The following is a 23935-nucleotide window of genomic DNA, read 5'->3' on the forward strand; positions in this document are numbered from 1 at the left end:
CATGACACAAAGCCCGCACATCATGATCGTCGACGACGAGGCCCCGGCCCGCGAGATGGTCGGCGATTACCTCAAGATGCACGGCTTCACCGTGACGCTGTGCGACGGCGGCAAGAGCTTGCGCGCCGCGATCGACGGCAGCATGCCCGACCTCGTCGTGCTCGACCTCAACATGCCCGAGGAGGACGGCCTCTCGATCATTCGCGACCTCAAGAGCCGCAGCAACGTGCCCGTCATCATGCTCACGGCGACCGCGAGCCCGATCGACCGCGTCGTCGGCCTCGAGCTCGGCGCCGACGATTACGTGGCAAAGCCCTGCGAGCTGCGCGAGCTGATGGCGCGGATCCGCTCGGTGCTGCGGCGGAGCACGCCGGCGAAGTCAGCCGGCAGCGATGCGGCGCCGGCGAAATCCGACAAGGATCAGCTGGTACGCTTTGGGACAAAATGGCTCGACCTCGAAGCCCAGGCGCTGCGGGACGACGAGGGCAATGAGCATCCGCTGACCGCGTCCGAGTTCGGGCTTTTGAAAGTGTTCGCGGCCAATCCGAAGCGCGTGCTGTCGCGCGAGCGGCTGCTGGAGCTTGCCAACGCGCGCGATGCCGAAGCCTTCGACCGCGCCGTGGACCTGCGCATCATGCGCATCCGCCGCAAGATCGAGCCCGACCCGACCAAGCCCGCCGTGATCCGCACCATCCGCGGCGGCGGCTATTTGTTCTCGCCGCAGGGCGAGAAGGCCTAGGCTGTAGGGTGGGCAAAGGCGCAACGCGCCGTGCCCACCATCTCTCTCGAATCTCGGAATGAACGTGGGCACGGCGCGAAGGGCGCCTTTGCCCAACCTACGGCACTGTGTTTGGAGCCGGACCTGCGTCGTGTCGACGGCAATGGGTGCGGCGCGACGAAACGCAAGCCCCGGAAATTCGTTCCTCCCAGTCCAATTCCGCAGCGCCGTATTTTCCAAGCCTTGAAATTCCACACTTTTTTGGTCCTGATGTTTCGTCGCGATTTGAACGACGAAACAATTTGGCGGCGCACGAAACCATTTTTCCCTTTTCGTGCAGACGTCCCGAAACGATGGCTGATTAACACTTTGGCTCAAGGAAACGCCGCTCGGTTGCGGCGCACCGGGGAGCCAAGTCAATGCCGAACGTCATCGCCATCAACGCCCAAGCCAGCCAAAGCATCATCGCTGCCCAGGCGACCTCGGACGACATGCTTCTCGAAAGCATTGCCGACGGCAACCGGACGTCCATGCACATCCTCTATTGCCGTCACAACGTGCGGGTGTACCGCTTCATCCTGCGCATGGTGCGTGACGCGACCACGGCCGAAGATCTGGTCAGCCAGGTGTTCCTGGACGTCTGGCGGACCGCCGGCCAATTCCAGGGCCGCTCGCAGGTCTCGACCTGGCTGCTCTCGATCGCCCGCTTCAAGGCGCTGACCGCGATGCGCCAGCGCCGCTTCGAGGACATCGACCAGGAGGACGTGCGCCAGATCCCCGACGATTGCGACACGCCCGAGACCTCGCTCGACCGCAGCGACACCAGCGCCATCCTGCGCGCCTGCGTCCAGAAGCTGTCGCCGGCGCATCGCGAGATCATCAACCTCGTCTACTACCATGAGAAGTCGGTGGAGGAGGTCGGACAGATCATCGGCATCCCGCAGAGCACGGTGAAGACGCGGATGTTCTACGCCCGCAAGCAACTGGCCGATTTGCTTAAGACTTGCGGCGTCGACCGTTTCGCGGCCTAAGCCAAGCGATTTCAATGGGATAGGGGCGGATTTGCGGCCCCGTCCCAGGACACGAAAGCGTTACCGCCGACGAAACAAATGAAACAAAGCACAACATCAGGCGGAAAAACTTCGTCCCTATAAAGCTCCCATACGGTTTCGTTAAACCCTCCCAAGACCGAAAACGACCTAAAACGACCCGGACGGGATGCCCCCCTCCGGGTCGTTTTATATTTGGGGTGGGGAGGGCTGCCCCGTCACGACCGCGTGACGGCGCGTAACGACCGGCATCTGCATCGCGAACTGCCCTCGTGACCTCCTTCACGAGTGCCCCATGCTTGAGCTTCTGTTCGCTGTCCTCGCCGGCATCCTCACCATCGCAGCTCCCTGCACGCTGCCGATGCTGCCGATCCTGCTTGGCGCCTCGATCGGGCATTCCTCCCGGGCGCGGCCCGCGATGATCGCGCTTGGCTTCGTCGTCTCGTTCTCCGCGGTCGCGCTGCTGCTCGGTGCGCTGACAAGACTGTTCGATTTCGATCCGAATCTGCTGCGCGAGGCGGCGGCGATCCTGCTGCTCGGATTTGGCCTCTTGATGCTGTGGCCGGCGCCGTTCGAATTTCTGTCGATCCGGCTCAATGGCTGGCTCAATCTCGGCGCCGCCGGCGGCGGGCCGCGCGAGGGCGCGCTCGGCGGGCTCCTGCTCGGCACCACGCTCGGGCTGGTCTGGACGCCCTGCGCCGGCCCGGTGCTCGGCTCGATCCTGACGCTGGTTGCGACGTCAAGGAATCTGGCCTGGGCCGGCACGCTGCTGGTTGCCTATGCGATCGGCGCTGCGATCCCGATGCTGGCGATCGCCTATGGCGGACAGGCCGCGACCACGCGCGTGCGCAGCCTGTCGCGCATCTCGCCGCTGATGCAGCAGGGCTTTGGCGTGGTCGTGATCGCCTTCGCGCTCGCCGCCTACTTCCAATACGACACGCTGATCGTGGCGTGGCTCACCTCGATCTATCCCACCGGCCAGATCGGCCTGTGATCCCTCACCTCTCAAACGGAGAACATGACCATGACTTTCAAGCTGCTCGCCGTCTCCGCCGCCCTGATCGGCTTCACCGTGACCGGCGCTGTCATCCCCGGCATTTGCGACGAGGCCATACAAGCGGCGCCGGTCGAGGTCGCGGCTGCAAGCCAGGCGGTGAGCGCGCCCGATTTCACCGGCATCAGCAACTGGTTCAACTCCAAGCCGCTTCATGTCGCCGATCTCCGCGGCAAGGTCGTTCTGGTCGACTTCTGGACCTATGGCTGCGTCAACTGCGTCAACACGCTGCCGCACGTCACCGAGCTCTATGCCAAGTACAAGGACCAGGGTCTCGTCGTGGTCGGCGTGCATACGCCGGAATTCCCGTTCGAGCGCTCGGCATCCAACCTGCAGGCGGCGCTGAAGCGTCACGGCATCACCTATCCGGTGGCGCAGGACAATGACTCCAAGACCTGGAACGCCTACAGCAACCAATATTGGCCGGCGCAATACATCATCGACCAGAGCGGCAAGATCGTGTTCCAGCATGAAGGCGAAGGCCGCTACGACGAGATCGACCGCACCGTGGCAAAGCTGCTGAACGCCAGCAGCTAGGCCGATCTGCGGCGGCTGAAGCGCGATGAAGATCATCGCGCTTCAGGTTGTTGTTTGAGCATGATCTCCGCGCAAACGTGTTCCGCTGATGTCACGAGGGAAAACCGCGTCGCACTTTTCCGGATCATGCTGTTGCGTTGCTGCTTGACTCCACGGACCCGTCCGTGGAGTTTCGCGCGCGACGCAATCAGCCGCCGCAATGAACGACGCGACCACCAGCAACGACATCCGCCTTCGCGAAGGCTCCTCGATCGCGCAGCGGCTGGTCGTGGCCGGCTCGGCGGCGGCTGTTGCGCTGTGCTTCACGCCGGGCCTGTTCACCCATGACGCCTTTGAGGTGATCATCTCCGTGGTCGCGCTGCTGGCGGGCACCGCGTTTGTCGGTGTCGTCATGCTGACGCCGGCGGTGGTGTGGATCATCACCCCTGACGAGATCCTGATCGGACGGCAACGTCCGTTCGGGAAGCTCCAGACCAGGGTCGTCGCGAAAGACGAGATCACTGGGCTCCAGGTTCCCGGCAGCAAGACCGCCAAGGCCCGATTTCAACTGGCCTTCACGCTGGCCTCGGGCGAGCGCCTGACCTCCCCGCCGCTGTCCGACGTCACCCATGTTCATGACACCGTGGCGCGGATTGCGGCGCAGTTCGACGTCCCCGATGTCGAGGCGCCCCTCAACCCGCTCGATGCCAGCAATCCCGAAATGCGGCTTGGCGAACCTGTCGAGCCGTTTTCCCAAAGAGACATCCGAATCGCGGCCGTGATCGCCGTCGCGGTGAGTGCCGCGCCCTACGCCTACAAGCTCTGGCGGGGTTTGCCGCCCAATTGGATCGACTTCATGCTGCTGCCGCTTGGCGTGGTCGCGGCGTTCGCGGTCACCAGATTTGCCAATCTCGTCACGGGCGCCTTCTGGATTGTCCGCGAGGGCGACATCCGCGTCGAACGCCTCGGGGGCAGCGGCGAGCCGCGCGCGGACCATATCGAAGGGCACGACATCAAGGCGATCACGGTCGAACGCCGCGGCCGGTCCGAGGATGAGCACTGCATCGTGGTGATCCGCCTGCACTCCGGGCGACGCTTTCGCAGCCCCCGCATCGGCTCGCGCAACGAGGCCCGCGCCGTGGGCGCCGAGATCGTGCGGCGGCTCGGGATCGGGGAGGAGGCTAATCGGATTTAGCGGCCTCACCACTGCTTTTCGCGCCAACCCACCCTGTTCATGGTGTTGATCTACGTCAAAAAACCAAAGCATTCTCGTGACATACGAATCGGGCGCGCCTTGAACTTGCCACGAAGCTGCCCCTGAGTTCAGATGCAACCTGACGATTTGCGCTGTGGCAGCGGGGAGAGCTTGAAATGACGGATTTTCGTCGCCTGACCGGGACATTGCTGGCTGCGATGGGCCTGATCCTGTCCGCGCCGCAGGCGTTCGCCCAGCAGCCTGATCGCGGCGACGAGCCCGGCCTGATCGCCGACGACAGCTACGAGCTCGATCCGGAATGGCAGAAGCAGGTCGTGTACTATCGCACCACCGAAGCGCCGGGCACCATCATCATCTCGACCGCCGAGCGGCACCTTTATCTGATCCAGCCCGGCGGGCGCGCGATCCGCTACGGCATCGGCGTCGGTCGTGACGGCTTCCAGTGGCAGGGCCTGGTGCAGATCACCAACAAGAAGGAGTGGCCGGACTGGACGCCGCCGCCGGAGATGATCCAGCGCCAGCCCTATCTGCCGCGCTTCATGGCCGGCGGCCCCGGCAATCCGCTCGGGGCCCGCGCCATGTATCTGGGCACCACGGTCTACCGCATCCACGGCACCAACCGGCCTGACACGATCGGCACCAAGGTGTCCTCGGGCTGCTTCCGCCTGGTCAACAACGACGTCGCCGATCTCTATGATCGCGTTCCTGTCGGGACCAAGGTGGTCATCCGGCAGAAGCCCGAACTTTAAGCTCGTCCTTCGAGCATGATCCCTTGGAATTTCCTTGGAATTTCCTTGGGATCATGCTTCCCGCCTCTTCCAAATTTCCTTGTCCCGATTTTTTCGAGAGAGCAACATGATGCGCACATTTCGAGGCGGCCTGATGATCGGGCTCGCGGTCGCCGTGCTGGTCGCCGCCTTGGCCATCACCTACGAATTCTACGACACCCGCACCCTGAAGCGCACCGTGCGCCGCGGCGAGGTGCTGTGCGGCGTCAACAAGGGCCTGCCGGGCTTCTCGATTCCCGACGACAAGGGCAACTGGACCGGTTTTGACGTCGATTTCTGCCGTGCCGTCGCGGCGGCGATCTTCGACGATCCGAGCAAGGCCAAGTTCATCCCGCTCGACGCCAGCGAGCGCTTCAAGGAATTGCAGAGCCGCAAGGTCGACATCCTCTCGCGCAACTCGACCTGGAGCATGTCGCGCGAGCTCGAATATGATCTGTATTTCCCGGCCGTCGCCTATTACGACGGCGAGGGCTTCATGGTGCCGCGCTCCCGCAACAAGGAGACCTCGCTCGACCTCGCCGACAGCAAGGTCTGCGTGCAATCCGGCACCACCACGCTGCTCAACCTCGCCGACTACTTCAAAGCCAACAACATGAAGTATGAGCTGGTGAAGTTCGACAAGCTGGAAGACGTGGTGAAGGCCTACGATACCGGCAAGTGCGACACGCTCACCGCCGACGTCTCCCAGCTCTATGCGCTCCGGCTGAACCTGTCCAAGCCCGGCGATCACATGATCCTGCCCGACATGATCTCCAAGGAGCCGCTCGCCCCCGTCGTGCGCCAGCGCGACGACGACTGGATGATGATCGTGAAGTGGACGCTCTACGCGATGATCAACGCCGAGGAGCTCGGCGTCACCTCGCAGAACATCGACGAAGCGCTGACGTCGAAGAAGCCCGAGGTGATGCGCCTCGTCGGCACCGAAGGCAATTATGGCGAGCAGCTTGGCCTGACCAAGGACTGGGCCGTGCGCATCATCCGCCATGTCGGCAATTACGGCGAAATGTACGAGCGCAACATCGGCGAGAAGTCGCAGCTGAAGATCCCGCGCGGCATGAACCAGCTGTGGAATGCCGGCGGCGTGCAGTATGCGCCGCCGATGCGGTGAGGGCTCTCCGGCGCACCTCGTAGGGTGGGTTAGCCCTGCAATTGCGCGAGGCGCAATTGCAGGGCGTAACCCACCATGCTTCCGCGTTCGCCGAACAAAGTTGGTGGGTTACGCGCCGCAGATGCGCTTTGCGCTTCTGCAGCGCTAACCCACCCTAGGAGAGCGGTAGCCCGGATGGAGCGCAGCGCAATCCGGGGTGGTCTCGCCGCGTGGACAGAACCCGCATTTCGCTACGCTCCATCCGGGCTACGGGATCAATACCCCCGCGCGCGCGCCAGCTGCTCGGTGTGGTAGTTCGCATCCCCGAACAATTCCTCGCACACACGTGCGCGCTTCATGAAGAAGCCGATGTCGAACTGGTCGGTCATGCCCATGCCGCCGTGCATCTGCACGCCCTCCTGCACCGCGCGGGTCGCGGTGGTGCCGGCGCGGGCCTTGGCGACCGCAACGCTTGATGCAGCCTTCGTCACATCGGCGTCCAGGGCCTGCAGCGCCTTCATGGTGGCGGCGCGGGTGATCTCGATGTCGACATAGAGCTCGGCGGCGCGGTGCTGCAGCGCCTGGAATTCGCCGATCAGCTTGCCGAACTGTTTTCGGCTCTTGAGATACTCGACGGTGCGGCCAAAGACCTCGTCGCTGAGGCCCACCATTTCGGCGGCGACCGTGCCGCGGCCGATATCGAGCACGCCGTCGAGCAGGCCAGCCGCCTGGTCGATCTCGCCGAGCACGCTGTCGGCGTTGACGTCGACATTGGTGAGCTCGATCCGCGCCGCGTTGTGTGCGTCGACCATGATGGTGCGCTCGATCGACACGCCCTTGGCTTTGGGATTGACCAGGAACAGCGTCAGGCCGTCGCGCTCACCGGCGGAGCCCGCAGTGCGCGCGGCGACGATGAAGAGATCGGCAACGTGGCCGTCGACCACCAGCGCCTTGGCGCCGGACAATTTAAAGCCGTTGCCGGCGCGCACGGCCTGCAAGGCGGTGTGGAGCGGGCGGTGCTTTGCGCCTTCGTCGATTGCGAGCGTCGCCAGCAGCGAGCCGTTGGAAATCCTGGGCAAGAACTCCGCCTTCTGCGCGGCATTGCCGCCACGGTTCAGCGCAGATGCTGCGACCACGGACGTGGCGAGGAAAGGCGACGGCATCAAGGTGCGGCCGATTTCCTCCATGACCACGCCGGCCTCCATGAAGCCGAGGCCGCTGCCGCCGAACTCTTCCGGCACCAGCAGGCCGGCAAAGCCCATCTCGGCGAAGGATTGCCAGAGCTCCTTGGAGAAGCCGGTGGGATCCTTGCTGTCGCGCAGCTGCCGCAGATGCGACACCGGCGCCTTGCCGCTGATCAGCCCGCGCGCGGAGTCGCGGAGCATTGATTGTTCTTCGGTGAGGACGAGGGCCATGTGCTTAAGTCTCTGGTATCGCGTGGAATGCATGTTTTTGCTGTCATTCCGGGGCACGCCAAGCGTGAACCCGGAATCTCGAGGTTCCGGGTTCGGTCCTGCGGACCGCCCCGGAACGACGGTTAGGCCCCCGGCAGATCCAGGATGCGCTTGGCGACGATGCCGAGCATGACCTCGGACGTGCCGCCCTCGATCGAGTTGGCCTTGGTGCGCAGCCAGGCGCGCGGGCGGGCGCCATGCTTGGAGCGTTCGCTCTCCCATTCCAGCGCGTCGATGCCGCCGGCCGACATCAGGATCTCGTAGCGGCGCTTGTTGAGCTCGGTGCCGTAATATTTCATCGCCGACGAGAACGCCGGATGCGCCTGGCCGGCCTTGGCGAGATCGACCGCGCGCTCGGCGCAGGCGGCGAGCGCGGCTTCGTCGACGTCGAAGGTTGCGATCTGGCCGCGCAGCATCGCATCGTCGAGCCGCCCCAGCGCATCGGTGCCGACGGAATCGGCCGCGATCTGGCCGAGCGGACGGCCGACGCCGCGCTCGCCCATCCCCGAGATCATCGCGCGCTCGTGCTGCAGCAGATATTTGGCGACGTCCCAGCCGCGGTTGATCTGGCCCACCACATGCGATTTCGGCACGCGGACATTGTCGAAGAAGGTCTCGCAGAACGGTGAATAGCCCGAGATCAGCAGGATCGGCTTGGTGGTGACGCCCTTCGAGGCCATGTCGAACAGGATGAAGCTGATGCCGTCGTGCTTCTTCGCCGCGGGATCGGTGCGCACGAGGCAGAAGATCCAGTCCGCGTAGTTCGCGTAGGACGTCCAGATCTTCTGGCCGTTGATGATGAAGTCGTCGCCATCGCTCTCGGCGCGGGTCTGCAGCGAGGCAAGGTCGGAGCCGGCGTTCGGCTCGGAATAGCCCTGGCACCAGCGGATCAGGCCCGCGGCGATCTTCGGCAGATGCTCTTTCTTCTGCGCCTCGTTGCCGTATTTCAGCAGCGCCGGTCCGAGCATCCAGATGCCGAAGCTCGACAGCGGCGGGCGCGCGCCGATCCGGGCCATCTCGGAGCGCAGCACCTTGTGCTCGGCAGCACTCAAGCCCCCACCGCCATATTCCCTGGGCCAATCCGGCACGGTCCAGCCCTTGTCGCGCATGCGCTCGAACCAGACGCGCTGCGGCTCGGAGGAGAATTTTGCGTTGCGTCCGCCCCAGAACACGTCGGCGTCGGAGGTTGCGGGCTTGCGCATTTCCGGCGGGCAATTGGCCTCGAGCCAGGCGCGCGTCTCGCTGCGGAATTTGTCGAGATCGGCGCTTTCAGTTTCGCTGGTTTTGGCGTCAGTCATTGGTCGTTTCCATCGATGCAACCCTTGTTGGGCGCGACTCTGGGCCAAGCCCTCGCGGAATTCAACCACTTCCGCAAGGCGTTGTCGGCTATAGTCATGGGCGCGACGGTGCTTGAAAACAAAGAGGAAACGAGAATGCGCCTAAAGCTTCTTTCGCCTGGCGAAATGAACGAGAGCCAGCGCCAGACCTATGACGAGTCGATCGCCGGCAAACGCGGCAAGCCGCCGGCGCCGATGATGGCCTGGCTGAACAGCCCGGACATGGCCCGTCACGCCACGCGGCTCGGCGAGGTGCTGCGCTACGATACCGTCTTCCCGGCAAAACTTTCGGAGATCGCGATCCTGGTGACGGCGCGGCACTGGACCGCGCATTACGAATGGTATGCGCATAAGCGCCTTGCGCTTGCCGGCGGCATGAAGGTGGACATCATCGACGCGATCCGCGATCGCCGCACGCCCGAGTTCGACGACCCCAAGGGAAGGATGATCTACGATCTCGCGAAGTCGCTGCATGAGGGCCACGGTGTCGAGAAGGGCCTCTATGACGAGGCCGTGAAGCTGCTCAGCGAACGCGGCGTCGTCGAGGTTATCGGGCTGTGCGGCTATTACACGATGGTGTCGATGACGCTGAACACGTTCGAGTTCGGGCTGCCGGAGGGTGAGGTGCCGGAGCTGACTTGAGTCTCGCATCTGGAAACGCTGGGTTTCGGGATCAGCCAGTGGCGGTGTGCCGAACCCCGGCTTAAGTGAGGTTTAGACACGGAGCAGCCACATGTCGCAAACATCACCCGTCCCCGCCGGCACGCGCATCGGCCACGTCCATCTCAAGGTTGCCGATCTCGATCGTGCGCTCGGCTTCTATTGCGGCGTGCTCGGCTTCGAGTTGATGCAGCGCATGGGCTCGGGTGCGGCCTTCATCTCGGCCGGCGGCTATCATCACCACATCGGGCTCAACACCTGGGAAAGCAAGGGCGGCTCGCCGCCGCCGCCGGGCACCACCGGGCTGTTTCACACCGCGATCCTCTATCCGACGCGCCCGGCGCTGGCGGATGCGCTGCATCGGGTGCTGACAGCAGGCATTGCGCTGGATGGCGCCAGCGACCATGGCGTGAGCGAGGCGCTGTATTTGCGCGATCCTGACCAGAACGGCGTGGAGCTGTATTGGGACAAGCCGCGGGAGCAATGGCCGTTCGGGCCGGATGGCAAGCTCGCGATGTTTACCAAGCGGCTGGATGTGGAGGGGTTGTTGAGGCAGCGGGAGGTGTGAGCCCCCGCTCTCTCCCCGTCATTGCGAGGAGCCCTTGCGACGAAGCAATCCAGAATCTTTCCGCGGAGACAGTCTGGATTGCTTCGCTGCGCTCGCAATGACGGAGTTTGTGGAGGCAGCGTCGCGTCGCTACGCGGACTTCGCCCGCGGAGCACCCCGCACCATGATCAGCGCCGCCGCCATCACTTCCAGCGCGATGCAGAGATAGAACGGCAGCGAATAGCCGCCGGACCAATCGCGCAAGAAGCCGACGACGCCGGGACCGAAGGCATAGGTCACCTGGTTGATCGCGGTGTTGAGGCTGATGAGCACGCCGAACGCGGCGCTATCGAACTCCTGCTGCACGATCAGGGACGGCAGCGTGATGAGATTGCCGACCGAGAAGCCGAACACCGCGCAGGCCGCGATCAGCACATAGTCGTTGTGCATGACGATCACGACGCACAGCGCCGCCGCCTGGCTCAGGAACGACAGCGCCGAGGCAAGGCGCTGGTTGAGCCGGTCGATCACCATCGAGAACAGGACACGGCCGACCACCGCCATCGCGGTCAGCACCGCGACCGCCACGGCGGCGCGCTCGCGTCCGATCACGGGATCGAGAAACGAGATCAGGTGCACGATGAAGCCGACTTGCGCGAACAGCACCAGCGAGAAGGCAATGGTCACCGTGAGGAAGCCGACATCGCGCAGCGCATGCTTGCGGATCTCCGTCGATGATTTTGTCTCTGCTGCCGCCCGCCAGCCGTGGAGATCCGGCGGCCGACCGACGACCAGCAGGATGAGCGGCACCAGCAGCACCAGCATGGCGCCCGATGTCGCGAACATGGCGTTCGCAAACCCGATATGGCTGATCATCACCACCAGCAGCGGCACGCCGACGATGCCGCCAAAACTGGCGCCGTTCAACGCGAGGCTGATCGCCATGCCGCGCTTGTGGTCGAACCAGAGGCTGATCGTGTTGGTGATCATGGCCAGACTCGTGCCGGCCCAGCCGAAGGCGAGCACGGCATCGGCAAGCCAAAGCTGCCAGGGCTCGCGCACCGCGCCGATCGCCACGCCAGCTGCCGCCATCGCCAGCGTGCCAGCAATCAGAGAGGGGCGCGGACCATATTTTCGGACGGCTTCGCCGACAAAAACGACCAGCAACGCACTGAACAGATAGAAGAACGTCGTGCCTGACGAGATCAGCGAGGCCGGCCAGCCCCGCGCGCGCTGCAGCTCGGCGACATAGACGCTCTGGCCGTAGAAGCCGAGGCCCCAGCCGAAGGTCGCGAGCAGGAAGCAGACCGCGACGATGCGCCAGCCTTCGTAGCGGAGGGATGATTCATCGTCGGGAGCTGTGTGCTGGGGATTGTCGAGCATTTCTTTGCTCCTCGCCGTCATTCCGGGGCGATGCGAAGCATCGAACCCGGAATCTCAGGATTCCGGGGTTCACCCTTCGGGTGCCCCGGAATGACGGCAGAACTTGAAAGACGTGGATGGCCGGGACAAGCCCGGACACGACGCATCATCTAGTAAATCGTCTCCGGAAATCACTTCGACCGCGATCGAAGTATCGAGACTGCTGACAAGCTCCTGCCACTTATTGCGCATGATCTTTTCCGAAAACCGCTGTGCACTTTTCGGGATCATGCGTTAGATCGCGTCCGGGAACTCGCCCATGGCCGCTTCGAGCCGCGCCTTGCGGCGGCGGGCCCAGGACGCCAGCGAGAGCGCGACGAGGCCGAGTGCAACAGGCGGGAACACCACCATGTTCACCGCGGACCAGCCGAAATTTGCGAGCAGCTGGCCCGAGGAGAACGAGCCGACCGCCATCATGCCGAACACCAGGAAATCGTTGAAGGCCTGCACCTTGTTGCGCTCCTGCGGGCGGTGCGTTTCCAGCACCAGGGCGGACGCGCCGATGAAGGCGAAATTCCAGCCGACGCCGAGCACGAACAGCGTGGCCCAGAAATGCATCGCGGTGATGCCTGATAGCCCGATAATGGCGGCGCCGGCTTCCAGCAGCAGGCCGGCAGCAACCATCCTGGGTGCGCCGAAGCGGCCAATCAGCGCGCCGGTGAAGAAGCTCGGCCCGTACATGGCGACGATGTGCCATTGGATGCCGAAATTGGAATCAGACACGCTCAAGCCGCACATCTTCATGGCGAGCGGCGCCGAGGTCATGACCAGATTCATCATGGGATAGGCGATGACGCCGCACAGCGCGGCGGCGATGAAGCGCGGCTGGCTCACGATGGCGAGCAGCGGCCGTCCGCCATGCAGATCGGCCGGCGCGGGCTTCGGCATATCGACGCCGGCGACGATGCCCATCGCGATCAATGCGACCGCGGCCTGGACCAGGAAGCTGAAGGCGAACAGATAGGGCGACCAGACCTCCATGGTCCATTGCACCAGTTGCGGACCGAGCACGCCGGCGAACACGCCGCCTGCCATCACCCACGACACAGCCTTGGGCCGATAGGCCGCGCTGGCGCCGTCGGCCGCGGCAAAGCGATAGGATTGCGCCACCGAGCCGTAGAGGCCGCCGAGAAAGGTTGCGAGACAAAACAGCGCGAACGAGCCGTGCAGGATCGCGAACGAGCCGGTGAGACCGGTGAGCGTGCCGAGGCCGGTGCCGATGATGAAGGCTGGGCGGCGGCCGAACCGGCGCGAGATCGCGCCTGTCGGTAGCGTGCCGGCGGCAAGTCCCACCACATACATCGAGATCGGCACCGTCGCGAACGACATGTCGGGAGCGAGCGTGGCGCCAACGATCGCACCAGTGGCGAAGATCACGGCCGAATTGGCGCCGGTCAGCGCCTGCGCCGCGGCAAGGCGCACCACATTGGCACGCACGCGGGCATCGTCGGCGATCTCGTTGGCAGTGGTCACGTCCAGCATTGGCATTCCGCCGAAAAAACTCGTTGATTCCCGGGCACTATGGAGGGGTCGAAAGGGCCGGGCAACCGGCGCAAGCGGGCGCAGGCCATGCCTCTGACGCAATCGGACCGATGATATCCGGCCCGCGCTCTTGACGGCTTGCTCTCGATCAAATCCTATCCGCCGCGATTTTTGGGAGTTTCGTTCATGTCCGCCAATGACAGGCCCACGCTTCAAGCTCCCGACGACGATCCCTGGCTCTGGCTGGAGGAGATCGAAGGCGCCCGCGCGCTCGAATTCGTCGAGCGGCAGAACCGGGCGACGCTGCAGCAATTCGGCGGCGCGGCGTTCGAACGCGACACCGCCATCCTTGCCGCGATCTACGACCGATCGGACAACATCCCTTATGTCAGCCGCCGCGACGGCTTTCTCTACAATCTCTGGAAGGACGCCGCGAACCCGCGCGGCCTGTGGCGGCGCACCACGCTGGCGGAGTTTCGCAAGGCCGAACCGGCCTGGGAGACCTTGCTCGATATCGATCGGCTTGCCGCGACCGAAGGCGCGGACTGGCTTTTCGGCGGAGCATCCACGCGAGCCGGAAGCACGCGCGTCATCCTGAGCCTGTCGCGCGGCGGCAGCGATGCCGTCACCTTGCGTGAGTTCGATATCACGACGAAGCAGTTCGTCGCCGACGGTTTCGTCCTGCCGGAGGCCAAGAGCGGCGTCGATTGGGTCGATGCCGACACGCTGCTGCTGTCGAGCGCGCTTGGCGAGGGTATGGCGACCTCATCGGGCTATGCAAGGACCGTGCGGCTGTGGCGGCGCGGGACCAGCGTCGAGCAGGCGCCGGTCGTGTTCGAGACCACCCCCGACCACATGCGGGTGTACAGCTATGTCGACGACACCGTCTCGCCCCAACGCATCTGGTTCATCGACCAGTCCGACTTCTTCAACTTCCGCAGCTCGATTGGCACCACATCGGGCGCGATCACAAAACTCGACCTGCCCAGCAACATCTGGATGCAGACCCATGCCGACTGGCTGTCAGTCAAGCCGCGCGAGGCCTGGACGGTCGCGGGACGCAGCTATCAGGCCGACGCGATGCTCGGCATTTCGCTCTCCGCGTTCCTGGCCGGCAGTCGCGACTTCGCCGTGCTGTTCGAGCCGGGTCCGCGGCGAGCGTTGCAGGGTTTCTTCTGGAGCGGCGGCAAGCTCGTGCTCTCGATCCTCGACGAGCTACGGCCGGTGTTCGAGATCTGCACGCCATCGACATCGGGCTGGAGCAAACAGCGGCTGCAAGGATTGCCCGATATCGGCGTCGTCGATGTCTGGAGTCCCGACCGCCACGAATCCCAAAGCAACGGCGATCTGCTCGCCAATGTGCAGGACCCGCTGACGCCGCCGGCGCTGATGCTGATCGAGCGCGGCGTCGAAAGTCCAGAGGTCCTGAAACAGGCCCCGAAGATTTTCAACGCGGACGGGCTCGTCGTGACCCAGCACGAGGCGATCTCTGTCGACGGCGAGCGCATTCCCTATGTGCAGACCGGCCCGGCTGGCGAAAGCGGCGATGCGCCGGTTTATATGAGCGCCTATGGCGGCTTCGGCCTCGCGGTGAAGCCAGAATACAATTCATCGCTCGGCAAGCTGTGGCTGGAGCGCGGCGGCACCACGGTGCAGGCGAATCTGCGCGGCGGCGGCGAGTTCGGCACGCGCTGGCACGATGCCGGCCGCCACGCCGGCAAGCGGCTGTCGCATGATGATTTCGCGGCCGTGGCCGCCGATCTCGTCCGCCGCGGCGTGACGCAGCCGAAGCGCATCGCGGCCCAGGGCGGATCGAACGGCGGCATCCTCATCACCAACATGCTGGTGCGCTACCCCGAGCGGTTCGGGGCGCTGTTCTGCACCATCCCCCTGATCGACATGCGCCGCTACACCAAGCTGCTGGCCGGCGCGAGCTGGATCGCGGAATATGGCGACCCCGACAAGTCCGAGGAGTGGGAATGGCTGAAGACCTACTCGGCCTATCACAACGCAAGACCCGGCCAGCCCTATCCGCCGATCCTGATCGCCACGACGCGGCGCGACGACCGCGTCCATCCCGGCCACGCGCGCAAGATGGCGGCCAAGCTCCAGGCGATGGGCTATGAAGCCTGGTACTACGAGCCCGCCGCCGGCGGCCACGGCTACGGCAAGGACAACAAGGAGCGCGCCGGCTTCCAGGTGCTGGGGTTTCAGTTCCTGAAGGAGAAGATCGGATGGAGGGATGGCGAGGCCTAACGGCCTCGCTTTATCCCCGCCCGAACACCAGGGTCAGATTGTTCGCCGGCATTTCGATCGTATCGATGAGACGAAGGCCAGCAGCCTTCCCGAGGGCCTCGACGTCGGCGACGTCGCGGACGCCCCATTCGGGATTGCCTTCGCGCAAGGAGGTGTCGAACACGGCGTTGCTGAGCGCGGTGTGCTTGCCGTCGCGCTTGAACGGGCCGTAGAGGAACAGCTCGCCGTCGGCGCGTAGATAACGGCCGGCGCCGGCGAACAGGCCCTCGGCCACGGTCCAGGGCGCAATGTGAATGACATTGGCGCAGAACACCGCGGCGAGATCGTGCGGCCCCTGCCCGCTTCGCATTTCCGGACACCAATCGGGATCGGACAGATCGATGCGCAGGGGGCTGCGGACGTTTGTCAGGCCCGAATGCACGCGCCAGGCCTCGATGCTCTTCACGTGGCGCTGGTTGAGGTCGCTCGGCCACCAGACCAGATCAGGCGTGTGGCGGGCGAAATGGACCACGTGCTGGCCGGTTCCACTGCCGACCTCGACGACGTCGCCGGACCGTCCGGCGAGGCGCTTTTCGAGCGCCGCCCAGAGCGGCTCGTGATTGCGATGGAAGGCCGGTGCATCGAGACGGCCATCGGGCTCAACCCGCCCGCCGTCCCTGCCAAATTCAACGACATATTCAGCCAATTCATGTCCCCGGAAAATGAGAATGCGGTCGAAAACGCGAGCAACGGCAAAACGCCCCGAACAATTTGCCTGATAAGGCCGGCTTGATGAACGATCTATCTCATCAGTTGCAATGCGGAAGATATTAACGGCATTTTGCGGCCTGCATAGTCTTGATTGTCAGGGCATGTCCTTTGTGCTTTTGAACACTATCTTTTGCAGACATGATAAGCCTCGGAACGATGCTTTGACCGCTTTTCCCCGCAAGCCCGCCCTGCTTCTCGCGCTGGCCGTCCTCACAGGCCTCGGCGCGCCCCCGGCGTGGGCGCAGTCCGCGATATCAGAGGGCCGGAAGCTTGCCTTTGACCGCGGCAAGGGCAATTGCCTGACCTGCCATGTCATCAAGGGCGGCGATCTGCCCGGCACGATCGGCCCCGAGCTGAGGGATCTCAAGGCAAAATACCCTGATCGCAACGAGCTGGTCGCGATCCTGTTCGACGAGACCAAACGCAATCCGCAGACCATGATGCCGCCGTTCGGCCGCAACCGCATCCTGACGGAGCAGGAGATCAACGCGATCGTTGATTTCCTGCAGACGCTGTAACGGCCGGCCAAGGAGACTCGACATGACTGTTCGTACCGGCCCTCTTCCGACGCGGCGCCTGATCCTGCAGGGCGCTGTTACGGTCGCGCTGATCGGCCTTGGCAATCTGCCGTTTGTTCCCGCGCACGCCGCGGCCAACGACAAATATCCGGAAGAGGCGTTCAAGCTGAAGAACGAGGCGGAGGCGATCAAGGCGCTCTACGGCAAGACCGCCGAGCCATCCGACAAGGTCAAGCTCGACGCGCCCGAGATCGCCGAGAACGGCGGCGTGGTGCCGATGGCGGTGACGACGACGCTGGACAAGGTCACCTCGATCTCGTTCTTCGTCGCCGAGAATCCGAACGCGCTGGCGGCAAGCTACAAATTCCCTGACGGCACGATCCCCGCTGTCGCCAACCGCCTGAAGATGGCGAAGACCAGCAACGTGACCGCGATCGTGGAAGCCGACGGCAAGCTCTACAGCGCGACCAAGGAAGTGAAGGTCACCGTCGGCGGCTGCGGCGGCTAAGGGAGATCGGAGATGGCATCCAGCATTCGCGTCCGCGCAACATCCAATGGCGATGTCACCGAGGTGCAGACGCTGATCCAGCACCCCATGGACACCGGCCTCGTGAGGGATTCCAAGGGTGAAACGATCCCGGCGCACTACATCCAGGAACTGAAGTTCGCTTGTAACGGCAAGGACGTCTTCGTCGCCAATTGGGGCACCGCGATCTCCAAGGATCCCTATGTGAAGTTCAGCTTCAAGGGCGCCAAGAAGGGCGATGACCTCACGATCTCCTGGACCGACAACAAGGGCGGCTCGGACCAGATCACCGCGAAGATCGCGTGATGAAGGCAGGCGCCGCCCTCCTGCTGTCCTCGTTGAGCGCCGCGCTCGTCGCGTTGGCGCTCACCTCTGTGCGCGTGATCGCAGCCGACAAGGTCGACCCTGTCGCCGACGCCAGGGCGTTCCAGAACTACTTCTTCCAGAAGTTTCCCGATGTGAAGCACGAGGATTTCTCCAACGGTCCTTATTCCATGAACGAGGACATGAAGCGGCAGTGGCGGGAGAAGGAGGAATTCCCACCTTACGAGTTCGCGCTCGACGCCGGCAAGGAGATGTTTGCAACGCCGTTCAAGAACGGCAAGACCTATGCCGACTGCTTCCCGAACGGCGGCATCGGCATCCGCCAGAACTATCCTTATTTCGACACCGGGGAAGGAAAGGTCGTTACGCTGGAGCTGGCGCTCAACCGCTGCCGCGAGGCCAATGGCGAGCAACCCTACTCCTACGTCAAGGACGAGATGGCCTCGCTGACGGCGTACATGGCCTTCACCTCGCGCGGCAAGCCGATGGACATCAAGATCCCCGATGATCCGCGCGCGCTGGAGGCGTTCGAGAACGGCAAGCGCTATTTCTACACGCGCCGCGGCCAGCTGAACTTCTCCTGCGCGAGCTGCCACGTGCAGAGCCCAGGCGAACGCATTCGCGCCGAGGTTCTGGCGCCGGCGCTCGGCATCCTGAATGCCCTGCCGATCTACCGCTCCGAATGGGGCGGCATGGGCACGACCAGCCGCCGCTTCATCACCTGCAACAGCCAGACCCGCGCGGTTCCGCTCGAGCCACAGGCGGATGAATATCGCGACGTCGAATATTTCCTCTCCTACGTCGCCAACGGCCTGCCGATATCAGGTCCAGGGGCACGACCATGAGCCCGGCCACGAAGCGGACACTTCCCCTCGCCATGTTGCTGGCGTTGAGCCTCGCGCCGTCCGCGCACGCGGCAAGCGAAGCAGACTACAAGGCCGCCTATGCTGCCGCGGAGGCTGCGTCCAAGGAGGCTGCCGGCATGCGCAACCAATGGACCACGACCGTCGCGACGCTGGCCGCCGCCAAGAAGGCGGGCGACAGCGGCGATTTCGACGGCGCCTTGGCTGCAGCCAAGGAGGCTGAGGCGCTGGCGAAAGCGTCAATCTTCCAGGCAACCTCGGAAAAGGAAGCCTGGAAAGCGATGCAAATCCGCTAACCTGACTATTGTTTGAGCATGATCTTGTTGGAAAACCGCGACACACTTTTCGCTGGCGCGGCCCTTCGGGTCCGGATCATGCTCGCGGAACTGCCGAGAACCGGCTCGGAGAATGTGTGATGGCGATCCGCCGCCGTGAATTCCTGAAGAGCTCGGCAATCGCTGCCGTATCGCTCAGCCTGCCGCGGCTTGCGCGTGGCGCTGAAGCCGCCAGCATTTACGACATCGAGCGCTTCGGCAATGCGCGGATCCTGCACACCACCGACACGCATGCGCAGCTCAATCCGGTCTTTTTCCGCGAGCCCAGCGTCAATATCGGCATTGGCGAGATGGCCGGGCGACCGCCGCATCTGGTCGGCCGCGCGTTCCTGGAGCATTTCGGAATCCGGCCCGACAGCGCGGATGCCTATGCCTTCACCTCCGTCGAGTTCGAGAAGTCTGCCGGCCGGTTCGGCAAGCTCGGCGGCTTTGCTCATCTGAAGACGCTGGTCGACCGCTTGCGCAACGATGTCGGCGACAAGCGCGCCATGCTGGTCGACGGCGGCGATCTCTGGCAGGGCACGGGCCTCGCCAACATCATGCAGGGCCGCGACATGGTCGAGGTCGCCAATCTGCTCGGCATCGAGGCGATGACCGGGCATTGGGAGTTCACCTATGGCGAGCAGGCGCTGCGCGACAATCTCGAGCACTTCAAGGGCGAGTTTCTGGCGCAGAACGTTTTCCTGACCGAGGAAGCCGCGTTCAACGACGCCCCGGCCTTCGACAAGGCGACAGGGCGCGTGTTCAAGCCGTCCATCATCAAGGAGCTCGGCGGCTATCGCGTCGCCGTCATCGGACAGGCCTTTCCTTATGTGCCGATCGCGCATCCCAAGCGGTTCACGCCGGACTGGACCTTTGGCATCCGCGAGGAAGAGCTGCAGAAGCATGTCGATGCCTTGCGCGGCGCCGACAAGGTCGATGCGGTGATCCTGCTCTCGCACAACGGCATGGATGTCGACCTCAAGCTCGCAAGCCGCGTCACCGGCATCGATGTCATTCTCGGCGGACACACCCATGACGCGGTGCCGCAGCCAATCCCGGTGAAGAACGCCAGCGGCACGACGCTCGTCACCAATGCCGGCTCCAACGGAAAGTTTCTTGCCGTGCTCGATCTCGCGCTCGACAAGGGCAAGGTCAGCGACGTCAGATATCATCTGCTGCCGGTTTATTCCGAGCTATTGAAGCCCGATCCGGCCATGGCCGAGCTGATCGGCAAGCTGCGCGCGCCTCACGTTACCGACTGGTCGGAGAAGATCGCAACGCCGGACCGGCTGCTCTATCGCCGCGACAATTTCGCCGGCTCCGTCGACGAGCTGATCTGCACTGCCCTGCGCACCGAGCTCGATGCCGAGATCGCGCTGTCGCCGGGCTTCCGCTGGGGCACCACCGCGTTGTCCGGCCAGCCTATCACCATGGAAGACGTGCTCGCGGAGACCGCGATCACCTATCCCGAAACCTATGTGCAGGAGATGACGGGCGCCGAGATCAAGGACGTGCTGGAAGACATCTGCGACAATCTCTTCAACGCCGATCCCTATCATCAGCAGGGTGGCGACATGGTGCGCGCCGGCGGGCTCAGCTACACCTGCAGCCCGACCAACACGATCGGCAGCCGCATCTCCGAGTTGAAGCTCGATAATGGCAGGGCGATCAGCGCCAGCCATCGCTACAAGGTTGCGGGCTGGGCCTCGGTCAACGGCCAGCAGGGCGCCGCGGTGTGGGACGTGGTGGCCAAATATCTGCGCTCGGGCCGGATGTTTCAGGAGCGGCTCGGCGGAGGTGTCACGCTGAAGGGCGTCGAAGGCAACCCGGGCATTGCAGGGTAGGGATGGCCGCAGGCCGCCTCGGCACGTCGCCGCGCCAATTCCCCGCGGAGGCGGGGAATCCAGTACGCCGCGGCCCATCGACTCTATCACTGCTGTCACGGAATACCGGATCGCCCGCGTTCGCGGGCGATGACGGCGGACGTTGAGGCGACCATCGCGCCGCAATAAGAATCTTCTAAATTTTCTTGTTTCAACAGTACATTACTTCTCCTCCTGCCCCCAGACGTAGTAGAATCCCTCGAAGTCACTCCACGACGGATCCTGCCATGATCTTTCGCCAGCTCTTCGACAGCGTTTCGGGAACCTACAGCTATCTCCTCGCCAGCCGCCTCGGCGGCGAGGCGCTGATCCTCGATCCTGTGCTGGAGAAGGTCGATCGCTACTGCCAGCTGCTGCGCGAGCTCGATCTCAAGCTGGTCAAGGCGGTCGACACCCATCTGCACGCCGACCATGTCACCGGCCTCGGCGAGCTGCGCGACCGCACCCATTGCATGACCGTGATGGGCGACCAGACCAAGGCCGACGTGGTGGCGATGCGGGTTGCCGACGGCGACAAGGTGACCATCGAGGGTCTGTCGCTCGACGTGATGTACACGCCCGGCCACACCGACGATTCCTATTCCTATCTGATGGGCGACCGTGTCTTCACCGGCGACACGCTTTTGATCCGCGGCACCGGCCGCACCGATTTCCAGAACGGCTCGTCGCGGGCGCAATATGATTCGATATTCAACCGTCTGCTCAAGCTGCCCGACGAGACGATGGTGTTTCCTGCCCATGACTACAAGGGCGACACCGTCTCCACCATCGGCGAGGAGAGGCGCTACAATCCCAGGCTCCAGGTGCGATCGGTCGACGAATATATCGAGCTGATGGCCAATCTGAAGCTGCCCAATCCGAAGATGATGGACGTGGCGGTGCCCGCCAACATGCACGTCGGCCTGCATCAGGAAGAGCTGGAGAAAGAGGGCCGTGCGCTCAGTGCCGTCGAGGCGATCCGCATCCTGCACCGGCCCGACATCCTCTTGGTCGATCTGCGCGAGACCAACGAGCGGATCAAGCACGGCATGCTCGAAGGCGCGCTGCACACGCCCTATCCTGGTATCGAGGAAAGCCTCAAGCCCGGCGGCATGCTGCGCGAGGTTGCAGCCGCGACCGGCCGCCGCGTCGTGTTCTTCTGCGCCTTCGGCGAGCGCTCGGCGATGGCGGTTGCGGCGGCCAAGGCGGCCGGCCTCTCAAACACAGCCCATATCGCCGGCGGCATTGATGCCTGGAAAAAGGCGGGCGGGCCGGTGGTGCACGCCTGACGACAGCGTCAGCCACCTTGAGATAGGTCAGTAACCGGATAGATTCTTCGGCTAGAAGCGGATGACGCTTCACCATCCCGGACCCGCCATGGCCAATTCAGCCAAACCGAGCGAACCGCCCAAAGTTGAATCGGCAAAGACGAAGACAGCGGCCGCGACGGCCAAAAAGCCACAGCCGCCACGCGACACCGACGACGATTACGAAGACGGCGACATCGCCACGCCAAAGCGCGATCGCTATGGGAATGATGACGAGCCGCTGTGAGGCTTTCCGTCGTCCTGGCGAAAGCCAGGACCCATTACCCCAGAGAGCAGTTTGGCGAAGACGCCCGCCTCGGTATTGCCATCGAGCACAATCGAGAGATCACGCGGTATGGGTCCTGGCTTTCGCCAGGACGACGATGTGGAGGCATTTCGGGGTCCTTCGCCCCCGCCCGCACTAGCTGCCATGCGCCTGCGTTCATGGACAAATAACCCGCCTCGCCGATACTTTGCGCCTCCCTTCGGACGCAAAACGGAACTGCAATGGTCGACGTTCTCGCCGCACCGCAACAGAGCAAGGCGGACAGCGCGCTGCGCACGCTGACCGGGATTTCGATCGCGCATTGGGTCAGCCATTTCCATCTGCTGGTCCTGCCGATGCTGTTTCCATTCCTGAAGAACCAGCTCGGCGTCGGTTATGTCGAGCTCGGCTTCGCGCTGACCGTGTCGGCCGTGGTCTCCGGCCTGACGCAAGCACCGACCGGCTATCTCGTCGACCATTTTGGCGCGCGCAAGATCCTGCTCGCAGGACTGACACTCGGCGGCCTCGCGCTCATCATGCTCGGCCTGCACCTGAGCTACGCCGCGCTGATCGCCTGCGCCGTGCTGCTCGGGCTCGCCAACAGCGTCTATCATCCCGCCGACTACGCCATCCTCGCCGAGCACATGGACGAGGCGCGGATGGGCCGCGCGTTCTCGGTCCACACCTTTGCCGGCTATTTTGGTGGCGCCGTCGCGCCGGCGATTGTCGCCGCTCTGATCACGCTGTCCGGCGGCGTCGGCGCGCTGCTGGCTTCCGGCGCGATCGGCGTGCTGGTGGCGCTGCTGCTGGTGGCGATGAGCATTCCCGATGCCGGTGCGCACAAGGCGAAGCCGGAAAACGCCGATGCGCCGAAGCAGGCGGTCATTACGCCGGCGCTGATGACGCTGACCGCGCTGTTCATGCTGCTGAGCCTGTCGGTGGCCGGCATCAACAATTTCGGCGTGGTGGCGCTGATGAGCGGCTACGGCGCAAGCTATTCCGTCGCCAATGTCGCGCTGACGGCGTTTCTCGGCTCCAGCGCCGCGGGCGTGCTCGCGGGCGGCTTCCTCGCCGACCACACCGAGCGCCACGGCTATGTCGCCGCCGCCTGCTTTGCCGCGAATGCCGCCATCGTGCTGCTGATCGCGCTGGTGACGCTGCCGGGCTGGGCCCTCACCGCCACAATGGCGACGGCGGGCTTCCTCTCCGGCGTGATCGCACCGTCGCGGGACATGCTGGTGCGCAATGCCGCGCCTCCCGGTGCCGCGGGACGAGCCTTCGGCATCGTCTCCACCGGCTTCAATCTCGGCGGCATCGTCTCACCGCTGCTGTTCGGCTGGATCATGGATCAGAGCGCGCCACACTGGGTGTTCGGGGCGTCGGTGATCTTCATGCTGGCGACGGTGGTGCTGTCGCCGTTTACGGAACGGAAGGCGCAAGCCAGGGCGTAGCTGCGCTCAACTGTCGTCCCGGCCCAGCGCGCAATTGCGCGCGGGGGGCCAGGACCCATACGCCGCAGCAATCGTTTTTCGAAGACGCGGAGTTACCAGCTTCGCCCCTAAGCACTCCCTGTGATTATGGATCCCGGTTCTGCGCGCGCTTGGGGCGCGCTTGTCC

Annotated in this window: 24 protein-coding genes; 19 read left to right on the forward strand and 5 right to left on the reverse strand. The window is 64.1% G+C overall.

Annotation, left to right across the window (positions count from 1 at the left end; all coding sequences use genetic code 11):
• The first annotated feature begins 1 nt into the window (after window position 1).
• The 7 genes from ACNJX9_RS38350 (at window position 2) to ACNJX9_RS38380 (ending at window position 6449) form a co-directional block, all read left to right on the forward strand.
• A complete protein-coding gene (locus ACNJX9_RS38350) occupies window positions 2-739 on the forward strand; it encodes a response regulator (protein WP_057747121.1) in 738 nt (245 codons plus the stop codon).
• Window positions 740-1137: 398 nt separating this feature from the next.
• Window positions 1138-1749 (forward strand): sigma-70 family RNA polymerase sigma factor, encoded by a 612-nt coding sequence (locus ACNJX9_RS38355; protein WP_057747123.1) that lies wholly within the window; start codon window positions 1138-1140, stop codon window positions 1747-1749.
• A gap of 313 nt (window positions 1750-2062) precedes the next feature.
• A complete protein-coding gene (locus tag ACNJX9_RS38360; protein WP_439407272.1) occupies window positions 2063-2761 on the forward strand; it encodes a cytochrome c biogenesis CcdA family protein in 699 nt (232 codons plus the stop codon).
• Window positions 2762-2791: 30 nt separating this feature from the next.
• Entirely contained in the window at window positions 2792-3358 is a 567-nt protein-coding gene (locus tag ACNJX9_RS38365; protein ID WP_439410209.1) for a thioredoxin family protein, read from the forward strand.
• A 199-nt stretch (window positions 3359-3557) separates the two neighbouring features.
• Window positions 3558-4532: a hypothetical protein gene (locus tag ACNJX9_RS38370; RefSeq protein ID WP_439407273.1), complete on the forward strand. Its 975-nt coding sequence runs from the start codon at window positions 3558-3560 to the stop codon at window positions 4530-4532.
• Window positions 4533-4708: 176 nt separating this feature from the next.
• The gene (locus ACNJX9_RS38375; protein WP_057747129.1) at window positions 4709-5302 is read left to right on the forward strand and encodes a L,D-transpeptidase; all 594 of its coding nucleotides are present in this window, start codon (window positions 4709-4711) and stop codon (window positions 5300-5302) included.
• A gap of 109 nt (window positions 5303-5411) precedes the next feature.
• A complete protein-coding gene (locus tag ACNJX9_RS38380; protein WP_439410210.1) occupies window positions 5412-6449 on the forward strand; it encodes an amino acid ABC transporter substrate-binding protein in 1038 nt (345 codons plus the stop codon).
• A gap of 254 nt (window positions 6450-6703) precedes the next feature.
• Here the strand turns inward: ACNJX9_RS38380 and ACNJX9_RS38385 are convergent, their stop codons facing one another.
• Both ACNJX9_RS38385 and ACNJX9_RS38390 read right to left on the reverse strand, forming a co-directional pair.
• The gene (locus ACNJX9_RS38385; protein ID WP_439407274.1) at window positions 6704-7843 is read right to left on the reverse strand and encodes an acyl-CoA dehydrogenase family protein; all 1140 of its coding nucleotides are present in this window, start codon (window positions 7841-7843) and stop codon (window positions 6704-6706) included.
• A 122-nt stretch (window positions 7844-7965) separates the two neighbouring features.
• Window positions 7966-9180, reverse strand: a complete 1215-nt coding sequence (locus ACNJX9_RS38390) for an acyl-CoA dehydrogenase family protein (protein WP_439407275.1) — start codon at window positions 9178-9180, stop codon at window positions 7966-7968.
• 135 nt (window positions 9181-9315) lie between these two features.
• On the opposite strand from ACNJX9_RS38390, the gene ACNJX9_RS38395 reads away from it, so the two are divergent.
• Together ACNJX9_RS38395 and ACNJX9_RS38400 are read left to right on the forward strand one after the other, a co-directional pair.
• The gene (locus tag ACNJX9_RS38395; protein ID WP_439407276.1) at window positions 9316-9861 is read left to right on the forward strand and encodes a carboxymuconolactone decarboxylase family protein; all 546 of its coding nucleotides are present in this window, start codon (window positions 9316-9318) and stop codon (window positions 9859-9861) included.
• Between the two features lie 91 nt (window positions 9862-9952).
• The gene (locus tag ACNJX9_RS38400) at window positions 9953-10447 is read left to right on the forward strand and encodes a VOC family protein (RefSeq protein ID WP_057747135.1); all 495 of its coding nucleotides are present in this window, start codon (window positions 9953-9955) and stop codon (window positions 10445-10447) included.
• 129 nt (window positions 10448-10576) lie between these two features.
• Here ACNJX9_RS38400 and ACNJX9_RS38405 read toward each other — a convergent pair whose 3' ends face one another.
• Together ACNJX9_RS38405 and ACNJX9_RS38410 are read right to left on the reverse strand one after the other, a co-directional pair.
• Window positions 10577-11809, reverse strand: coding sequence for an MFS transporter (locus ACNJX9_RS38405; protein ID WP_439407277.1), 1233 nt, complete (start codon window positions 11807-11809; stop codon window positions 10577-10579).
• A gap of 273 nt (window positions 11810-12082) precedes the next feature.
• Complete coding sequence (locus ACNJX9_RS38410; RefSeq protein ID WP_439407278.1) at window positions 12083-13330, reverse strand: MFS transporter; 1248 nt, start codon at window positions 13328-13330, stop codon at window positions 12083-12085.
• 186 nt (window positions 13331-13516) lie between these two features.
• On the opposite strand from ACNJX9_RS38410, the gene ACNJX9_RS38415 reads away from it, so the two are divergent.
• Entirely contained in the window at window positions 13517-15586 is a 2070-nt protein-coding gene (locus tag ACNJX9_RS38415; protein WP_439407279.1) for a prolyl oligopeptidase family serine peptidase, read from the forward strand.
• A 10-nt stretch (window positions 15587-15596) separates the two neighbouring features.
• Here ACNJX9_RS38415 and ACNJX9_RS38420 read toward each other — a convergent pair whose 3' ends face one another.
• The gene (locus ACNJX9_RS38420; protein ID WP_439407280.1) at window positions 15597-16271 is read right to left on the reverse strand and encodes a DUF938 domain-containing protein; all 675 of its coding nucleotides are present in this window, start codon (window positions 16269-16271) and stop codon (window positions 15597-15599) included.
• 226 nt (window positions 16272-16497) lie between these two features.
• On the opposite strand from ACNJX9_RS38420, the gene soxX reads away from it, so the two are divergent.
• The 9 genes from soxX to ACNJX9_RS38465 all read left to right on the forward strand — a co-directional run bounded on the left by soxX (window position 16498) and on the right by ACNJX9_RS38465 (window position 23769).
• Window positions 16498-16854, forward strand: coding sequence for a sulfur oxidation c-type cytochrome SoxX (gene soxX, locus ACNJX9_RS38425; RefSeq protein ID WP_439407281.1), 357 nt, complete (start codon window positions 16498-16500; stop codon window positions 16852-16854).
• A 22-nt stretch (window positions 16855-16876) separates the two neighbouring features.
• A complete protein-coding gene (gene soxY / locus ACNJX9_RS38430; RefSeq protein WP_439407282.1) occupies window positions 16877-17362 on the forward strand; it encodes a thiosulfate oxidation carrier protein SoxY in 486 nt (161 codons plus the stop codon).
• 12 nt (window positions 17363-17374) lie between these two features.
• The gene (gene soxZ, locus ACNJX9_RS38435) at window positions 17375-17686 is read left to right on the forward strand and encodes a thiosulfate oxidation carrier complex protein SoxZ (protein WP_057747148.1); all 312 of its coding nucleotides are present in this window, start codon (window positions 17375-17377) and stop codon (window positions 17684-17686) included.
• Window positions 17686-18549 carry a sulfur oxidation c-type cytochrome SoxA gene (gene soxA / locus ACNJX9_RS38440; protein WP_439407283.1) on the forward strand — a complete coding sequence of 288 codons (864 nt, stop codon included), beginning with the start codon at window positions 17686-17688 and terminating at the stop codon, window positions 18547-18549. Before soxZ ends, soxA begins: the two co-directional genes overlap by 1 nt.
• Window positions 18546-18863: a hypothetical protein gene (locus tag ACNJX9_RS38445; protein ID WP_439407284.1), complete on the forward strand. Its 318-nt coding sequence runs from the start codon at window positions 18546-18548 to the stop codon at window positions 18861-18863. The genes soxA and ACNJX9_RS38445 overlap by 4 nt, the downstream gene beginning before the upstream one ends.
• Window positions 18864-18982: 119 nt before the next feature.
• Entirely contained in the window at window positions 18983-20728 is a 1746-nt protein-coding gene (soxB, locus tag ACNJX9_RS38450; RefSeq protein ID WP_439407285.1) for a thiosulfohydrolase SoxB, read from the forward strand.
• Window positions 20729-20994: 266 nt separating this feature from the next.
• Window positions 20995-22035: an MBL fold metallo-hydrolase gene (locus ACNJX9_RS38455; RefSeq protein WP_057747154.1), complete on the forward strand. Its 1041-nt coding sequence runs from the start codon at window positions 20995-20997 to the stop codon at window positions 22033-22035.
• An 88-nt stretch (window positions 22036-22123) separates the two neighbouring features.
• On the forward strand, window positions 22124-22300 hold the full coding sequence (locus tag ACNJX9_RS38460; protein ID WP_439407286.1) for a hypothetical protein: 177 nt from the start codon (window positions 22124-22126) through the stop codon (window positions 22298-22300).
• Between the two features lie 260 nt (window positions 22301-22560).
• Window positions 22561-23769, forward strand: coding sequence for an MFS transporter (locus tag ACNJX9_RS38465; protein WP_439407287.1), 1209 nt, complete (start codon window positions 22561-22563; stop codon window positions 23767-23769).
• Window positions 23770-23935: the final 166 nt, after the last annotated feature.

Origin of the sequence: Bradyrhizobium sp. BLXBL-03 (genome assembly GCF_051853015.1) — a bacterium.
GTDB classification, from domain to species: Bacteria; Pseudomonadota; Alphaproteobacteria; order Rhizobiales; family Xanthobacteraceae; genus Bradyrhizobium; species Bradyrhizobium manausense.

Coding starts and splice junctions, on each gene's coding strand:
- ACNJX9_RS38350 (WP_057747121.1), top strand. CDS start 2: ATGACACAAAGCCCGCACATCATGATCGTCGACGACGAGGCCCCGGCC.
- ACNJX9_RS38355 (WP_057747123.1), top strand. CDS start 1,138: ATGCCGAACGTCATCGCCATCAACGCCCAAGCCAGCCAAAGCATCATC.
- ACNJX9_RS38360 (WP_439407272.1), top strand. CDS start 2,063: ATGCTTGAGCTTCTGTTCGCTGTCCTCGCCGGCATCCTCACCATCGCA.
- ACNJX9_RS38365 (WP_439410209.1), top strand. CDS start 2,792: ATGACTTTCAAGCTGCTCGCCGTCTCCGCCGCCCTGATCGGCTTCACC.
- ACNJX9_RS38370 (WP_439407273.1), top strand. CDS start 3,558: ATGAACGACGCGACCACCAGCAACGACATCCGCCTTCGCGAAGGCTCC.
- ACNJX9_RS38375 (WP_057747129.1), top strand. CDS start 4,709: ATGACGGATTTTCGTCGCCTGACCGGGACATTGCTGGCTGCGATGGGC.
- ACNJX9_RS38380 (WP_439410210.1), top strand. CDS start 5,412: ATGCGCACATTTCGAGGCGGCCTGATGATCGGGCTCGCGGTCGCCGTG.
- ACNJX9_RS38385 (WP_439407274.1), bottom strand. CDS start 7,843: ATGGCCCTCGTCCTCACCGAAGAACAATCAATGCTCCGCGACTCCGCG.
- ACNJX9_RS38390 (WP_439407275.1), bottom strand. CDS start 9,180: ATGACTGACGCCAAAACCAGCGAAACTGAAAGCGCCGATCTCGACAAA.
- ACNJX9_RS38395 (WP_439407276.1), top strand. CDS start 9,316: ATGCGCCTAAAGCTTCTTTCGCCTGGCGAAATGAACGAGAGCCAGCGC.
- ACNJX9_RS38400 (WP_057747135.1), top strand. CDS start 9,953: ATGTCGCAAACATCACCCGTCCCCGCCGGCACGCGCATCGGCCACGTC.
- ACNJX9_RS38405 (WP_439407277.1), bottom strand. CDS start 11,809: ATGCTCGACAATCCCCAGCACACAGCTCCCGACGATGAATCATCCCTC.
- ACNJX9_RS38410 (WP_439407278.1), bottom strand. CDS start 13,330: ATGCTGGACGTGACCACTGCCAACGAGATCGCCGACGATGCCCGCGTG.
- ACNJX9_RS38415 (WP_439407279.1), top strand. CDS start 13,517: ATGTCCGCCAATGACAGGCCCACGCTTCAAGCTCCCGACGACGATCCC.
- soxY (WP_439407282.1), top strand. CDS start 16,877: ATGACTGTTCGTACCGGCCCTCTTCCGACGCGGCGCCTGATCCTGCAG.
- soxZ (WP_057747148.1), top strand. CDS start 17,375: ATGGCATCCAGCATTCGCGTCCGCGCAACATCCAATGGCGATGTCACC.
- soxA (WP_439407283.1), top strand. CDS start 17,686: ATGAAGGCAGGCGCCGCCCTCCTGCTGTCCTCGTTGAGCGCCGCGCTC.
- ACNJX9_RS38445 (WP_439407284.1), top strand. CDS start 18,546: ATGAGCCCGGCCACGAAGCGGACACTTCCCCTCGCCATGTTGCTGGCG.
- soxB (WP_439407285.1), top strand. CDS start 18,983: ATGGCGATCCGCCGCCGTGAATTCCTGAAGAGCTCGGCAATCGCTGCC.
- ACNJX9_RS38455 (WP_057747154.1), top strand. CDS start 20,995: ATGATCTTTCGCCAGCTCTTCGACAGCGTTTCGGGAACCTACAGCTAT.
- ACNJX9_RS38460 (WP_439407286.1), top strand. CDS start 22,124: ATGGCCAATTCAGCCAAACCGAGCGAACCGCCCAAAGTTGAATCGGCA.
- ACNJX9_RS38465 (WP_439407287.1), top strand. CDS start 22,561: ATGGTCGACGTTCTCGCCGCACCGCAACAGAGCAAGGCGGACAGCGCG.